The organism is Roseibium sp. AWQ4_254, assembly GCF_056161025.1.
On the sequence record NZ_JBSWYH010000018.1, the window covers coordinates 1 to 14,756 of the forward strand.

The window sequence follows — 14,756 nt, forward strand, 5'->3', positions numbered from 1 at the left end:
GCCTGCCGTGAAGCGCGAGGCGGTCGCGCACCTGGGGTCCCTGCTCGGGCTCTCGGAACGGCGGGCGTGCCGGATTGCCGGGGCGGATCGTGAAATGGTCCGCTACGAGGCGCAGCGTGCACCAGACACGGCGCTGCGTGGCCGCCTGCGCGAACTGGCCAATGAACGAAGGAACTCCAATTACAGGAGCGCTCTTTCAACAGCCAAATCTCAAGACGCGCTGAACACGACAATCTTCGCGGCTGGTCCCCTGGACCTGGCCCGGTCGGACGTGTCAATGAAATCGCGCCTCATGCGCTGGAAATTGACAGCGATCTGGACAGACCTGCCAGCAAAGAGGGCTTTCTGAAGGTGATTGAAACAGAAAAACGCGGCTGTTTCATCGAGCAGACCCTATCTGAAAAAACGTCATCAGGCTCCGGTTCCGGTCAGGCGATGACTGGACCGAGGCGTAACGAAGTGCCGAGCCCGTATTCTGGGCAGCGGCAACTAGGTTCCCTAGGGGCGGCGTCAGCATCCTCAGGCTTCTTTGAAGAGGTCAATACGGACTGGCGATGGCTTGGGTCGAAGCCTGCATCAATCCGCCTTGCTCTTCCAGCGGCGCTCCTTGCATTTCAAGCTCACCCAATTTGAGCGAGTTGCTGACGACCAGTTTGGCACGCTCCTGGCGTCGCTTCTGGAATGCTTCGAATGCGGTTGCAAGCGTTTCGTTGCGTTTTAGCTCCTGGACCAAAACGATGGCATCCTCTACAGCCAGACCGGCACCGGCTGCAAGGTGCGGTGTGGTTGCGTGAACAGCATCACCGATCAACACCGTCCGGTTCTTGTACCAAGGCCCTTCGACAAGAACGCTCTCGAACGATCTGCTGGCGGTGTTCTTTGGAATTGAAAAAGGTTATGAAGCCTGAAAGGCGCTCCCAGAACGGGAGAAAGCTGTCCGTCAGCGAAAGTTGCGGCAGGCCCTCTTTTCACGCCGGCTTCCTGCGCCATGGGTCCGCATCCTCTTGCGGGGTGCAAGACAGCCCCCGTCCGGTTTATGCAGAGGCCGGGTCCCGGGCCGCGTGCCAGAGGAAAAAATCAGCAACAGCGCCGATTTCTTTCAGATCCCGCTGACCTTCATGCTGGAACCCGAGCTTTTTCAGCGTATGGGCCGATCTGGTGTTTTCCGGGGCAGTGATGGCACACAAACGGTCGAGTTTCAGGTGCTGTTGCGCAAACTGCTGTACCGCGCGGCCCGCTTCGCTGGCCAGACCCTGACCGCGAAACGTCTCCAGAAGCGCATATCCCAGATCCGGGCAGGGCAGCTCCTCACGCACAACCAGACCGCAAATGCCGACAGGCACGCTGGTTTCCTTCAGCTCGATGATCCAGAGCCCGGCCCCGAAATCCTCAAAGCGCTTCAGAACCTTATCGCGGATATAGGCTTGCGCGTCCTCTTTCGTTTTAAGCCCGGCATCGGAAATGAAGCGGATGTAGTCCGCAGACTGCGTGAGCGATAGATAGAACGCCGTATCCGTGATCAGCGGCAGACGGAACCGCAGGCGGGCGCTATCTGGCAAAAAGCGGCTGTCAAATCTCAAGCCGTTTCCCCCCGCTGCGCCAAGGCCCGCGTCTTGACGGCGACTTCGGGCAGGGTATCGAACGGTTCCCTTTCCGGGCTCTTGCACAGATCATAAATGACACAGCGCCTGCACTCCGGCTTGCGGGCCTTGCAGATATAGCGGCCATGCAGGATCAGCCAGTGGTGGGCATGAAGGGAGAATTCCTGCGGCACCGCCTTTTCCATGGCCTTTTCCACGTCGAGAGGTGTCTTGCCAGGGGCGATGCCAAGGCGGTTGCCTAGCCGGAACAGATGGGTGTCCACCGCAATTGTCGGGTGGCCAAAGAAGATGTTCAGCACCACATTGGCGGTCTTGCGCCCGACACCGGGCAGCTTCTCCAGCGCTTCCCGGTCCTCCGGCACCTCGCCGCCATGATCCCTGAGGAGCTGCTCGGACAGGAGAATGACGTTTTTGGCCTTGGTTTTGAAAAGACCGATGGTGCGGATTTCCTCACGCACCTTGTCTTCGCCAAGCGCCACCATCTTTTCCGGCGTGTCCGCGATCTGGAAGAGATGCTTCGTCGCCCGGTTGACGCCAACATCGGTCGCCTGGGCGGACAGAACCACCGCAACAAGGAGCGTATAGGCATTCACATAGTCCAGCTCGCCTTCCGGTTCCGGATTGTCCGCATGGAAGCGCTGAAAAATCGCATAGGTCTCCGCCTTGGTGTAGCGGGACCGTTTCAGCACCTTGCCGGGATTGTCAACGGACGGGGCTTTTCTGGCGGGCTTTTTCGATTTCGCCGTGCGGGTCGCGGCCTTGGCGGTGGCTGGGCTCTTTGCTTGGGTCATGATCCCTCTATAATCAATCCGCATGAGCAAGAACACTCCGAAACCTGAGGAAAGCGCACAGCATGACGGGGCAGACACGCCCTTCTTTTCAGCTGTGCTGACCCCCTACCGGTCCCTGGGGCCGGATGGGTTCTTGATCCTGATGATCTGTTTTGGCGCGGTCAGTTTTGTGGCGGGCATTTTGTTCTGGCGCCTTGGCGCCTGGCCGGTTTTCGGCTTTTTCGGCCTGGACGTTGCTCTTCTATGGGCCGCCTTCCGGCTGAATTACCGCTCGGCCCGGATCTTTGAGGAGATTATTGTCTCCCGCAATGCGCTGACCGTGCGCAAGGTCGGGCCCGGCAAACGGTTTCAGGAATACAGGTTCAATCCGGTCTGGGTCCGCCTTTCGATAGAGCGGGTTGAGGATGAAGGGGTTGTGAAAATCCAGGTGACAAGCCGTGGAGAAACTGTGGATCTTGGTGCCTTCCTCAATCCGGACGACCGGACCAGTTTTGCCGGTGCCATGGTCAATGCACTCTCCGTAGCGCGGGCCGGTGGGGTTTAAGGCCTTATTTTGAGGGCCAGTCCTGGAAGCCTCTTGCTGAGGAAATTGACCGGGTAAGCGACGCGACGATGTCCGTTGGCCGGAAATGGGTCACCGGAGGCCGCACTAGGTATCTGCAGCAGGCTCTTCTTCCACAGGCGGCTGAACCTTGAGCGTTGCGATCAGAACCAAAAGGGCCACCACAGAGCTTGCCGCTGCCACATAGAGCACCGCTTTGAAATCCAACGCGCTTGCAATCAGGCCCATGGAGATACTGCCGATCATGCCTCCCAGAAACAGGCTGTTCATATAGACGGCCGTGCCCCGGCCAGGCCTGCTGGGAGCAAAGCTCTGCACGAAACTGATCGAGACCCCGGCAAAAAGACCATAATAGGTGCCTTCCAGCGCCGAAATGAAAATTACCTGCCAAATCTGCGTGACTTCCGAATATAACAGCATGCTCAGAACCGCGAGACCTGCCGCCACCAGCAGCACCTGCCGCAGACCGATCCGCTCCGCCAGCTTGACCGAGGCGAAAATCACAAACACTTCCAGAAGACATTTCACCGACAGCGCCAGCCCCGGTGCGTATCCGGGCAAGCCTGCCTCTTTGACAAAAAAGAGCGGCATCGCGCTGAGAAAGAGGGAATTGGTGACGACAAAGCCGAGACAGATGGCCCCCGCAACCAGCAAGCCCCAATTGACCGGATCCTTGTCTGTTCCACCGCCCCTGGGCCGGTTGGATCGGAAACCGTCCGGCACCAGTGTCCACCCAAGGGTCAGATAAACAAGACCGATGCCAAAGGCAGTCAAAAACGCGGCTGTAAAGCCAAACAGGTCCACCAGCAAATAAGCCAGAGCGGGCCCGATCATCCAGGCCAGTGACACGGTCATGCGCAGCCAGGAATTGATTTTTACACTGTCCAGCGCATTGCGCTCCGCATAAAGGCGGCAAAAAGTGAAGATGGTTCCTGTGCCGGTATTGGACAAGGCCATTAGCGGCGGAATGGTCAGCACCAGCATCAGAAGGCTGGAGATCTGCGTCAGCAGCGCGGTCAGCCCCAAAAAGGCACAGATGGAAATCAGCAGCAGACGTTTGACCGGAAACCCACCATCCAGGCGTTCCCCCGAAATCCGGTTGGCGGCGAGGGTGAGCGGCATCACCAGACCGGAGTAAAGCCCCACCTGCCACGGGGCAGAACCAAGGCCCTCCACGATGAAGAAGCTCATCAGCGGCACCAGAGACGAGACGCCGAGACTGTTCGTGAACTGCAACAGCAAGATGAGCACCACCTGACGCGGCAGGTGTGGCAAAGAGATCATGGACGGCCTGACGGGTTTGATAGCGGACTGAAGAGGCAACTCTATAGACCGGCGCGCCGAAAAGGTCACGCAAAAAGAAACCCCGCGTTTTTCCCGAAACCGGTTTTGGCGCAGGCCTTCCCTTTCCGCCCAAGAAAAACCGCCGGAAGCGAACATTCAGAGGTTTTTCTTCTCTTGTGCCCCTGTCTGCTGCACTCTTTCGATAAAAGGCAGAGCTTCGGGCACACACCTAGGAGACCCAGCCCACCGTTTCTGCGGGGTACTGGGTCCCGGATCTCCGCTGCGCTGCGCCCGGGATGGCAAAAGCGGCAGGGCCCGTTGAAAGGTTTGAATCAGCCAGAACTCCGATGCCGTCCCGGCCTCGAGCCGGGACCCTATTGGCCTTTGATGAGGTAAAATCCAGCGTTCGGCTTCACCGGCAGTGCTCCCGGCTCAGGGCCGGGAGCGCACAGCGAGGGATGCTCGCAAAGCCTCTCTGCCGACTTCCCGCAAAACCGGATGTGAAGTCCTTATTCGCCGATGACTTCGTCCGGATAGACACCAAAAAGACGGGTTTGGTCGAGCCAGCCGTCATACTCCTTGCCGCTGACGCGGCACCAGCCGCCGGCGCATTCGGAGACGGTGGTCAGCACAAAGGGCTCCAGTTCGGCAACAATATCGGCATCGGACCTTGAGCGGGCCCGCAGCGGGGTACGGCTGTCTTTTTCCCAAGGGGTGACCAGCGCAGTGCGGCGTCCGGACAGGAGGGAGTGGAACACCCAGCCGACTTTGCCCTCCCAATCGCGGATACGGCGCCAGTTCTCGAACTCCTGGATGATTTCCACCGGCAGGCCGGATTTCACGAAGGTCCAGGCAACCGCATGTTCCCGGGACGGCCCGACGCGCACATTGACCCGGTCGGATTTCAGGCTGACAAACCGGGGGATCGGCAACCCGGACGCCCCGGTCGTGGTTCCCTGCGCAAACGCCGCTCCCTCCGGCCAGCTGAAGGCACAGAGAAGGGCCATCATGCACAAAAGAAAACGGGCGGCTGGAATCGAACGGGTCATCGTGTCCGGTTGTCCAATTGTTTCGAGGCGTTGAGGTACGTCAAACCTGTACCGAAAAAAATGCGTGAAAACCACCATGCAAGCCCCGGCTCGTGGGGATTAAGCTGCGAATGACACCCATCACTTGTTTCTGCCGAACCATCTGGTAAGGAAAAGGGAGAGGTCTCGGGCGCTCGCGCAACGCGCAGCATCAAGTTGGAACCGTTTGGGTTAACAGAACCTCAACGAAGCGCGAAAGGCAGTAGGTATGGGGAAAAAGAAGCCTGTCGTTGTCGTCACCCGGAAACTTCCGGATGTGGTCGAGACCCGCATGCGCGAGCTTTTTGAAACGCGTCTGAATGAACATGACAGGCCTTTCAGCCAGGCCGAACTGGTTGAAGCGGTGCGCAGCGCCGATGTGCTGGTGCCCACGGTGACGGACCGGATCGATTCAGCGGTTCTTTCCCAGGCTGGGGAAAACCTGAAACTGATCGCCAATTTCGGAAATGGCGTCGACAATATCGATGTGGTCACGGCGAACAACCGGGGCATCAATGTCACCAACACGCCGGGCGTGCTCACCGAAGACACGGCCGACATGACCATGGCACTGATGCTGTCCGTGCCGCGCCGGCTGGCCAGCGGCATTCAGGCGATCGAAGCTGGCGACTGGGCCGGCTGGTCGCCCACCTGGATGCTGGGCCACCGGATCTGGGGCAAGCGCCTTGGCATCATCGGCATGGGCCGGATCGGGCAGGCCGTTGCCCGGCGGGCAAAAGCCTTCGGCATGTCGATCCATTATCATAACCGCCGCCGGGTCGCCGAAGAAATCGAGGAAGATCTGGAGGCCACCTATTGGGACAGCCTTGACCAGATGCTGGCGCGTATGGATGTGGTCTCCGTACATTGCCCGCATACTCCGGCAACCTTCCATCTTCTGTCCGCCCGCCGGTTGAAACTCCTGAAACAGGGGGCCTATGTGGTCAACACCGCCCGCGGGGAAGTTATTGATGAAAACGCCTTGATCCGGATGCTGGAAGCAGGAGATCTGGCTGGCGCCGGTCTCGATGTTTTTGAACACGAGCCTGCGGTCAATCCCAAGCTGGTCAAGCTTGAGAATGTGGTGCTGCTGCCGCATATGGGATCAGCCACCCTGGAAGGGCGGATTGAAATGGGCGAGAAAGTCATCATCAATATCAAGACCTTCATGGATGGTCACCGGCCGCCCGACCGGGTCCTGCCGTCCATGCTTTGAGGCGGATGTTCCCTTAATACGCACACTGCACTGGAGCCCGAGTGCCAGACCTGACCCCGCCCGTTTCCCCACCGGACAGTCTCACCTGGCTGGAAGGAAAAGCGGATGGGGCGTCCTGGCTAAAAGCCTTGCCACATCTGCTCAATCAGGCCCGGGACCGGTTTCAACTAGACAGCATCGGGGCGCCCTATTCCGGCGGCTGCGTGTCTTATGTGGTGCCCGCCCGCCGGGACGGCGGGGACGTTGTTTTGAAACTGCAATTCGTTGACCGCTCGACCCGCCATGAAGCGGACGCGCTGCGCCACTGGAACGGGCAAGGCGTAATCTGTCTGCTGGACCATGCCCCGGATCTCGGCGCCCTGCTGCTGGAACCCTGCAGACCGGGGCGGTTTCTGGCAGATGACCAAGCAGCGGATGCGATCGCCATCTTATCAGACCTGTTGTGGCAGTTGCTGGTTCCGGCCGCAGCGCCCTTCCTATCCCTGAAAGAAGAAGCCGCCCTTTGGCGGGCAAATCTTCAGAAGGACTGGCTGAGGGCGGGACAACCTTGCGGCACATATCTGGTGGATCTTGCTCTTGGGGCCTTGAAGGATCTTCAGGCTGAACCTTCTGAACAGGTGCTTTTGCATCAGGACCTTCATGGCCACAACATCCTGTCGGCGGAGCGGGCTCCCTGGCTGGCGATTGATCCAAAACCCCTGGTGGGCGATCCGGCTTTTGCGCTGAGCCCGATTGTCCGCAGTTTTGAATTCGGCCATTCGAAACAGGCCGCCCTTTACCGGCTGGACCGTCTGTCGGAAGAGCTGGATCTGGACCGGGAGCGGGCCCGGCTCTGGACCATTGGCCAAACCATGGCTTGGGCCTTTGATGGCTCAACCACGTATTCCAGCCGGCACCTGGAAACTGTCAGCTGGCTGGCGGACTGATCGTCTTCTACTTGGCTGTGTCCGCTGCGGTTTGCTCTTCGTGCTCCCTCTGGCCCTTGGGCGACAGGCCGTAAATCCCCCGCTCCACCCGTTCAAACCAGCCATAATGGTCATCGGCCATCATTCTGGTGGCGCGCTTCACACCGGTTGCCTTGGCCACTGCCGCGCCCCGGCTGGGACCCTTGGCGCCCAGATGCGCCAGACAGCGCATGGCATCCTGCCGGTAGGCGGTCACAAGCGCGACCCGTGTGGAGCCGCCGGTGTTCGGGTCACCCTCCCGGCGGGCAAATTCCCTCAGCAGGCGGTCCTTGCGGGGCTTTGATTTGCGCGGGGTGAAGGGCGCCGGATCGCAGTGCACCTCAACCAAATTGTCGGAAAGCCGCACGGTGATCAGGCCGAGCCCAAGCCGGCGGGCCAGCTTGAGATTGCTTTTCAGCGCAGCCAGAAACCGCCGTCCACTGCCTCGCGCCACCGCCACATAAACCGCATCGGTCACCGCCTGCCGATCAATCGCCTGATGAAACAGGGTGAGGGTGAATCCGGTTTTCAGCTCCACAATCACCGGGTCCTCATCGCCCCGGCAGGCCACAAGATCGGCGGCCCCGATTTCCGCCTTCACCTCATAGCCCTGGCCGGTGAGGAAGTCTTTGACGGGCTGATAAAGATCGGTTTCCAGAAGTCGAGTCATTTGGGAAAGCTACGCGGGCCGGCCCAAAGCGGCAATCGGGAAACCTCTGTTCTGGCCGGACGAGCGTGCTCTTTTGTCTTCGAGGATGCTGCGCCACAACTGGACCGGCCATTTCATCCAATTGCCGGTCACGGTTTTCGGGACAGGATCAACACAAAAGGTTCAATATTTCCGGCCAGTCCGGCTCCTTCGCCCTCATAATACTCGATCATCACAAACCCGGCTGTTTCCAAAAGCCGGATCAGTTCTTCGGTCTGGAAATAGGTGTAGTAGCGGCCAAACTTGTCGCGATGCGCGCCGGTCCCCCGCTTCATGCCAATGTGAAACAGGCCGCCCGGCGCAAGTGCGCCGAAAAGGCACTGCAAATGACCCGGCATGGCGTCGCGGGGGGCATGGAGCAGACTGAAATTCACCCAGGCGCCCTGATAGGCCTCATCAGGAAGGGGATCTTGAAATGTGCCCAGCCGGGCGGGCAGAGCAAACCGGTCCCGCGCAAGGGCAACCATTTCTGTAGATGCATCTACCGGATCGGGCACAAACCCGGCCGCTTTCATGTGGAAAGAAGCATCTCCCGGTCCGCAGCCCCAGTCCAGGACATGAGCCCCTTCCGGCAAGTACGACATGAATTTTTTCAGATGTCCGCTGGGGCCTTTGCCCGAAAAATTCCTGACATAATCCCCGGCCTTGGCGTCATAGACGCGAATGGTCTTTTTATCGGTCACGTTGATCGCGTTCCGGATCGTTCATCTGCGTCCGAAGGCGATGGTAGCAAAGGATCTTTAGAAGTTCATCCGCCGTATTTCCCCCAAAGAGCATTCTCTCCCATCCCTTCAATGAAGGCTTTGTGCGCCGCATATTCGTCCTGTGACAAACGGGAGGCAAGCGGGGTGGGGCGCGGGGCGGCATTGAAGGTGCCCAATTCGCCTGAGACCACAGACGCCCCGCCGGAGGTGGTTTCCTCCTCTTCCGGCATGAGGCCGAGGGCGGTCTGACGGCCGCCGATCATTTCCAGATAGACTTCAGCCAGAATTTCCGCGTCGAGCAAGGCCCCGTGCTTTACGCGTTTGGAATTGTCGATGCCGTAACGCGAACACAGGGCGTCGAGAGAATTCGGCCCGGTCGGGTGTTTGCGGCGAGCGATTTCCAGCGTGTCCAGAACCTGATCGTTGCCAATGGTCCGCCGCCCGGCGCGCTCCAGCTCCATATTGATGAAGCCCATGTCAAAGGCCGCGTTGTGGATGACCAGCGTGGCATCACCGACAAACTCCAGAAATTCATCCGCAACCTGCGCAAATAACGGCTTGTCAGACAGGAACTCTTCAGACAGCCCATGCACGCGGAAAGCTTCTTCAGGCATGTCCCGCTGAGGGTTGATATAGACGTGGTAGGAATTTCCCGTCGGAATATGGTTCCAGAGCTCAACCCCGCCGATTTCCACCAGCCGGTCCCCGCCCCGGGGGCTCAGACCTGTTGTTTCCGTATCGAAGGAGATCTCGCGCATTTTGCTCCACCTTTCCAATTTGCTCCCACTGTGCAGCCACATGACGCTCTGGCAAGCCTGAGCAAGGGTTTTCCCAAGGAGTTCTAAGAAGGGTCAAGCCTTTTGGGCGAGCGCTTCCAAAATTTCGTCCACCCGATCCTCCACCGCTGCCAGCCCCAGGCCGGTATCGATCAGAAAATCGGCCCGCTCGCGTTTTTTGGCATCCGGTACCTGTTTGGCCAGGATCGCCTGAAAACGCTCTTCGCTCATGCCGGGCCGGGCCAGCACCCGCTCCCGCTGGATTTCAGCTTTGGCGGTCACAACGACAATCACATCCACCCGGTCCTCCGCCCCTGTTTCAAACAAAAGCGGAATGTCCATCAGGACCACGGGCTGGCCATCAAGTCTGGCCAGTTCCAGAAAGGTCTGTTCTTCTTCCTGTACCAGGGGGTGAACGATCTCTTCCAGCCGCTTGAGAGCTGCCGGGTCGCCCAGCACCTTTTTGGACAAGAGAGCCCGATCGACCTTGCCATCGGCAACGGTTCCGGGGAAGGCCTCGGCGACAAGCGGCGCCGCCCGGCCTTCATAAAGCGCATGAACACAGGCATCGGCATCATGAACCGGCACGCCGCGGGCTGCGAACATCTTCGCGGTGGTCGATTTGCCCATGCCGATGGACCCGGTCAGCCCGATGCGGATCACGCGGTCCCCCCCAGGTCTTTCAACACGAGCGCGCGCAACTCTTCGGTTACCTCCGGCCGGATGCCGAACCAGCGTTCAAAGCCGGGCACAGCCTGATGCAAGAGCATGCCGATCCCGTCCACCTTGGGATTTCCCCGGCCGGCGGCCTGTTTCAAGAGATCCGTCTCCAGCGGTGCATAGACAATATCATTGACGAGAGCTGTTTCCGGCAAAGACGCAAGATCGATTTCAAGCGGCGGTTTGCCGGTCATGCCAAGGGACGTGGTGTTGACCAGAAGATCGGCTTCTTCAAGTACTGTCCCCAGCTTATCCCAGCCATGGGCAATCGTTTTGGTGCCAAATTCTTCAGCGAGTTGCCTGGCTTTTTCTTCCGTCCGGTTGACGATATGCACTTGTGTGAAATTCCGGGACAAAAGCGCCCATACGATCGCCCGCGCCGCGCCGCCCGCGCCCAGCACAACGGCTTTGCCGCCCGTCCTGTCCCAACCGGGAGCCCGCTGATCGAGATTTCCCAAAAAGCCCAGACCATCCGTATTGGCCCCGCAGAGCTTTCCGTCTTCGTCCAGCCAGAGCGTGTTGGCAGCCCCCATGGCCCTGGCCGCGGCGTCCAGCCAGTGACAGGCTTTGGCTGCAGTTTCCTTGTTCGGCACGGTGACATTGGCGCCGATGAGGCCGGAGGCGGCAAAGGAACGGTAAAAATCCACCGCTTCGTCTGCCGGGACATCAACCCGGCCATAATCGCCGGAAAGGCCGTGCGCTTTCAGCCAATAGCCATGGATGAGGGGAGAGCGGGAATGGCTGACCGGGTGGCCGGTGATGGCCGCTTTCTTCAAAGGACCGCTCATTCCTCAATTACCTTCAAGTTCCGCAATTCGCCCAGAAGGGGCAGAAGCGGCAGGCCCAAAATGGTGAAATAGTCGCCTTCAATCTTCTCAAACAGCTGAACTCCTAAACTTTCCAGCTGATAGGCTCCGACACTGGACAGAACCTTGTCGCCTGCATGGGCCAGATAGTGACCGATAAATTCCGGCGTCAGCGAGCGCATGGTCAGGCGGGCCGTGGACACATGCCGCCAGATGGCTTCGCCATTCCTGGAGATAACGACAGCCGAATGCAGCTCATGGGATTTGCCGGAAAACGCCAGAAGCTGGCGCCGGGCCGTCTCCATATCTTCAGGCTTTGTGCGGCGTTTGCCTTCAAAGGCCAGGATCTGGTCGGCTCCGACGACCAGATCTCCGCCGCGCCGGGCGCTGACATCATTGGCTTTTGCTTCCGCCAGAACGCTGGCCAGATCTTCCGGCGGAAATCCCGCCTCCAGAAGCGGGGCTTCCACGGCCCGTTCGTCAACATCTGACCGATCGACCGTGACCGTCAGACCCGCATTTGTCATCAGTTCCGCCCGGATTCTGCTTCCGCTCGCCAATACGAGTGCCATTCCTATCCTCTCTGCCGTCCCGGCCGTCTCACCAAGCGCGCTAAACGCCCGGGACCGGATGTTTTTTGTTTGATTTGTAATCCTTGAACAGGGTCAGAATTTCCGCCGCTGTTTCTTCCACCGACCGGCGTGTCACGTCAATCAGAGGCCAGCTGTTTTCCGAACAAAGACGCCGGGTCATGTTGATTTCCTGGGAAATTTCCTTTCGGTCGATATAGGTGTCGTTGTACCCGTCAGAATTCAGCGACAAGACCCGGTTGCGCCGGATCTGCTGGATGCGCTCCGCGGAGGCAATCAGACCGACGATCATCGGCTCCTTCAGGGTTTTCACGTGGTCCGGCAGGGGAATGCCCGGAACCAGCGGAACATTTGCAGCCTTGATACCCCGGTTGGCCAGATAAATGCAGGTTGGCGTCTTGGAGGTACGCGAAATTCCGATCAGCACGATATCGGCGGATTCCAGGTCCTCCCAGACCTGACCGTCATCATGCAGCATTGTGTAGTTGAGCGCTTCCATCCGCTGGAAATATTCCGCATCCAGTTCATGCTGCCCCCCGACCCGGTGGGTCTGCGTGACATTGAGATAAGACTGGAAGACGGCAAAAACGGGATCGAGAATGTTGACGAATGGAACGCCGAGTTCCCGGCATTTGTATTCCAGCCGGCTGGAAATCTCGTCATCGACCAATGTGTAGAGCACGATGCCCGGGGCATTCTCGATTTCCGAAATGACCCGGTCCAGCTGTTTCGACGAGCGCACCAGCGGATAGACATGCTCGATTTCCTGCACATTTTCATACTGAACCGTTGCCGCGCGGGCCACGGTCATCAAGGTCTCGCCGGTGGAGTCGGACACAAGATGCAAATGAAAATAGTGTCTCGACTTGTTCACGATATCATCCCCAGGGCTGTTGACGGATTGGGTGTAAGCGCACCAACCGGACATATGGCACGCAGTTTATGCCCGGTCGCCCGATTTTGTTAACAGGGCTTCAAGACGCGGAAACTGTTTCCGAAACGGTTGTGCATTGGTGTGGATTCACAGAGGGCCTGTGACATATCGACAAAGTTTCCACCTGCGCCTAAAGTGTTAACACTTGGTAAACAAACTTATAAATTTATGATTTTAAATAGGTTTTTCTTCTTATCGACTCCTGGGGAGGGATTCTGAATGAAATCAGCGCTGGTTTATCCCGGCAAGAAAATTGAGCCAACGCATTGTGGATGAAAAATGATCCCGGTAATCCACTCACAAATAGAAAAAACAGATAAAATTAAGAATCTTATTTGATCTGGAATGTGGGAAAGGCGCGACCTAATGAAGTCTCAGGACAGAACCGTGATGCGGGTACTCTCTGGAGAAAAAATCTGGCCACCTCCCATTTGGATGATGCGTCAGGCAGGACGCTACCTGCCGGAATACCGGAAAGTCCGGTCCCAGGCCTCTAACTTCCTGGAATTCTGCTATACTCCGGACCTGGCAACAGAGGTCACTCTCCAGCCGATCCGCCGGTATGGTTTTGATGCAAGCATTCTCTTTTCCGATATCTTTGTCGTTCCTGACGCAATCGGATATCCGGTCCGGTTTGAAGAAGGACGGGGTCCAGTTCTGGAACCACTATCTGCCGATCTTCTTGACCGTCTGGAACAGGATCGTGCGGAGGATCATCTCAAACCGGTCATAGAGACGGTTTCACGCCTTCGCTCTGAACTGCCTTCAGAAACAACGCTGCTGGGCTTCTGCGGCGCTCCCTGGACCGTTGCCTGCTATTCTGTGGCCGGACACACTACTCAGGATCAGGTGGCCGCCCGTGTGGGCGCCTACCGGGATCCGGATCTAATGCAGCAGTTCATTGATCAGCTTGTGACCGCGTCGATCCGTTATCTGGTCCGCCAGCTGGATGCGGGCGCAGATGCGGTCCAGATTTTTGACACCTGGGCAGGGGTTCTGGACGATGCCGGCTTCCGGCGCTGGTCGATCGGCCCAACCCGGCGGATTGTTGACGGGGTCAAGGCGGCGCGGCCAGCGGCAAAGATCATTGGTTTTCCCAAAGCCTCATCAGCACGGATTGCCGCCTATATCGAAGGAACCGGTGTGGATGCGGTCGGTTTTGACTGGACGGCGCCGGATCACTTGGCCCTGGAGATCCAGAAAAAGGTTCCGGTCCAGGGGAATCTTGATCCCATGCGGCTGGTCGCCGGGGGCAAGGCGCTGGAAGAGGGTGTCGCCCATATCCTGAACACCTTCGACAAGGGCCCGCTGATTTTCAATCTTGGCCACGGGGTGACTCCGGATGCAGATCCGGACAATGTGGCACGCATGGTCGATCAGGTGCGGAGGGGCTGAGGCGTGGACCTATATCTTTGGATCAAGTCCCTCCATGTGATTTCGATTATCGCGTGGATGGCCGGGATGCTCTATCTGCCGCGGCTCTTCGTTTACCATGTAGATGCGGAACCCGGGTCCCAGCAGTCGGAAACCTTCAAGGTCATGGAACGCCGCCTGCTGAAGGCGATCATGAATCCGGCAATGATTGCTTCCTGGATCTTCGGCCTGTGGCTGGCCTATGACCTTGCTGCCTGGCAGGACGGCTGGTTCCACGCCAAATTCACGCTTGTTTTCATCATGTCCGGCGTTCACGGATATTTGAGCAAATGTGTAAAGGCCTTTGCCCGGGACGAAAACACAAAGACGGCCCGTTTTTACCGGATCCTCAATGAGGTTCCGACCCTTCTCATGATCGTCATTGTGATCCTCGTGATCGGCAAACCATTCTGATCGAAGATGTTTTTGAACGGAGGAGCCGTCCGGCGGATGGCTCTTCCGGCAGAAGGTTTTCCAGCATTCGAAAGCTTGAAACCGTCAGATTTGCGCTCTTGCGATTCCGATCGAAACAACGTATGTTCCCGCCACTTCCATTCGGCGTGGGTTTGTTTCAACTCGATACGTTCCGCCGATCCATCTGAACACGTCTAAAAGTTTCTCAGATATCTTCTGACCGTC

General features: G+C 58.3%; 17 protein-coding genes and 1 pseudogene. 6 read left to right on the top strand and 12 right to left on the bottom strand.

What is annotated here, in order from left to right:
* Positions 1 to 187, top strand: a pseudogene (locus ACXAIC_RS14650) (IS3 family transposase); the annotation flags it as partial.
* Between the two features lie 351 nt (positions 188 to 538).
* Here the strand turns inward: ACXAIC_RS14650 and ACXAIC_RS14655 are convergent.
* The 3 genes from ACXAIC_RS14655 to nth all read right to left on the bottom strand — a co-directional run bounded on the left by ACXAIC_RS14655 (position 539) and on the right by nth (position 2,392).
* Entirely contained in the window at positions 539 to 886 is a 348-nt protein-coding gene (locus ACXAIC_RS14655; RefSeq protein WP_475181078.1) for an FAD-dependent monooxygenase, read from the bottom strand.
* Positions 887 to 1,034: 148 nt separating this feature from the next.
* On the bottom strand, positions 1,035 to 1,580 hold the full coding sequence (locus ACXAIC_RS14660; protein WP_475180576.1) for a GNAT family N-acetyltransferase: 546 nt from the start codon (positions 1,578 to 1,580) through the stop codon (positions 1,035 to 1,037).
* A complete protein-coding gene (gene nth / locus ACXAIC_RS14665) occupies positions 1,577 to 2,392 on the bottom strand; it encodes an endonuclease III (RefSeq protein ID WP_475180580.1) in 816 nt (271 codons plus the stop codon). The genes ACXAIC_RS14660 and nth overlap by 4 nt, the downstream gene beginning before the upstream one ends.
* 22 nt (positions 2,393 to 2,414) lie before the next feature.
* Here nth and ACXAIC_RS14670 point away from each other — a divergent pair, with 22 nt between their 5' ends.
* Positions 2,415 to 2,936 carry a DUF2244 domain-containing protein gene (locus ACXAIC_RS14670; RefSeq protein ID WP_475180585.1) on the top strand — a complete coding sequence of 174 codons (522 nt, stop codon included), beginning with the start codon at positions 2,415 to 2,417 and terminating at the stop codon, positions 2,934 to 2,936.
* Positions 2,937 to 3,041: 105 nt separating this feature from the next.
* On the opposite strand, the gene ACXAIC_RS14675 is transcribed toward ACXAIC_RS14670, so the two are convergent.
* Positions 3,042 to 4,238, bottom strand: coding sequence for an MFS transporter (locus tag ACXAIC_RS14675; protein ID WP_475180588.1), 1,197 nt, complete (start codon positions 4,236 to 4,238; stop codon positions 3,042 to 3,044).
* 509 nt (positions 4,239 to 4,747) lie between these two features.
* The gene (locus ACXAIC_RS14680; protein ID WP_475181081.1) at positions 4,748 to 5,245 is read right to left on the bottom strand and encodes an SH3 domain-containing protein; all 498 of its coding nucleotides are present in this window, start codon (positions 5,243 to 5,245) and stop codon (positions 4,748 to 4,750) included.
* 289 nt (positions 5,246 to 5,534) lie between these two features.
* On the opposite strand from ACXAIC_RS14680, the gene ACXAIC_RS14685 reads away from it, so the two are divergent.
* Positions 5,535 to 6,521, top strand: coding sequence for a 2-hydroxyacid dehydrogenase (locus tag ACXAIC_RS14685; RefSeq protein WP_475180592.1), 987 nt, complete (start codon positions 5,535 to 5,537; stop codon positions 6,519 to 6,521).
* Between the two features lie 41 nt (positions 6,522 to 6,562).
* Complete coding sequence (locus ACXAIC_RS14690; protein ID WP_475180596.1) at positions 6,563 to 7,447, top strand: aminoglycoside phosphotransferase family protein; 885 nt, start codon at positions 6,563 to 6,565, stop codon at positions 7,445 to 7,447.
* A gap of 7 nt (positions 7,448 to 7,454) precedes the next feature.
* On the opposite strand, the gene ACXAIC_RS14695 is transcribed toward ACXAIC_RS14690, so the two are convergent.
* From ACXAIC_RS14695 to ACXAIC_RS14725, 7 genes are all read right to left on the bottom strand, one after another.
* Positions 7,455 to 8,135 (bottom strand): DUF2161 domain-containing phosphodiesterase, encoded by a 681-nt coding sequence (locus ACXAIC_RS14695; RefSeq protein ID WP_475180598.1) that lies wholly within the window; start codon positions 8,133 to 8,135, stop codon positions 7,455 to 7,457.
* Positions 8,136 to 8,263: 128 nt separating this feature from the next.
* Positions 8,264 to 8,857 (bottom strand): class I SAM-dependent DNA methyltransferase, encoded by a 594-nt coding sequence (locus ACXAIC_RS14700; protein ID WP_475180602.1) that lies wholly within the window; start codon positions 8,855 to 8,857, stop codon positions 8,264 to 8,266.
* A 65-nt stretch (positions 8,858 to 8,922) separates the two neighbouring features.
* Positions 8,923 to 9,636, bottom strand: coding sequence for a DNA polymerase III subunit epsilon (dnaQ, locus tag ACXAIC_RS14705; RefSeq protein ID WP_475180608.1), 714 nt, complete (start codon positions 9,634 to 9,636; stop codon positions 8,923 to 8,925).
* A 93-nt stretch (positions 9,637 to 9,729) separates the two neighbouring features.
* On the bottom strand, positions 9,730 to 10,317 hold the full coding sequence (gene coaE / locus ACXAIC_RS14710) for a dephospho-CoA kinase (RefSeq protein WP_475180613.1): 588 nt from the start codon (positions 10,315 to 10,317) through the stop codon (positions 9,730 to 9,732).
* Positions 10,314 to 11,162 carry a shikimate dehydrogenase gene (locus ACXAIC_RS14715; protein ID WP_475180618.1) on the bottom strand — a complete coding sequence of 283 codons (849 nt, stop codon included), beginning with the start codon at positions 11,160 to 11,162 and terminating at the stop codon, positions 10,314 to 10,316. The genes coaE and ACXAIC_RS14715 overlap by 4 nt, the downstream gene beginning before the upstream one ends.
* A complete protein-coding gene (locus ACXAIC_RS14720; RefSeq protein WP_475181085.1) occupies positions 11,159 to 11,758 on the bottom strand; it encodes a Maf-like protein in 600 nt (199 codons plus the stop codon). Before ACXAIC_RS14720 ends, ACXAIC_RS14715 begins: the two co-directional genes overlap by 4 nt.
* A 34-nt stretch (positions 11,759 to 11,792) precedes the next feature.
* A complete protein-coding gene (locus tag ACXAIC_RS14725; RefSeq protein ID WP_475180624.1) occupies positions 11,793 to 12,644 on the bottom strand; it encodes a pyruvate, water dikinase regulatory protein in 852 nt (283 codons plus the stop codon).
* A gap of 450 nt (positions 12,645 to 13,094) precedes the next feature.
* On the opposite strand from ACXAIC_RS14725, the gene hemE reads away from it, so the two are divergent.
* Together hemE and hemJ are read left to right on the top strand one after the other, a co-directional pair.
* On the top strand, positions 13,095 to 14,099 hold the full coding sequence (gene hemE, locus ACXAIC_RS14730) for a uroporphyrinogen decarboxylase (protein WP_475181088.1): 1,005 nt from the start codon (positions 13,095 to 13,097) through the stop codon (positions 14,097 to 14,099).
* 3 nt (positions 14,100 to 14,102) lie between these two features.
* On the top strand, positions 14,103 to 14,531 hold the full coding sequence (gene hemJ, locus ACXAIC_RS14735) for a protoporphyrinogen oxidase HemJ (protein ID WP_475180628.1): 429 nt from the start codon (positions 14,103 to 14,105) through the stop codon (positions 14,529 to 14,531).
* The last annotated feature ends 225 nt before the right edge of the window (positions 14,532 to 14,756 follow it).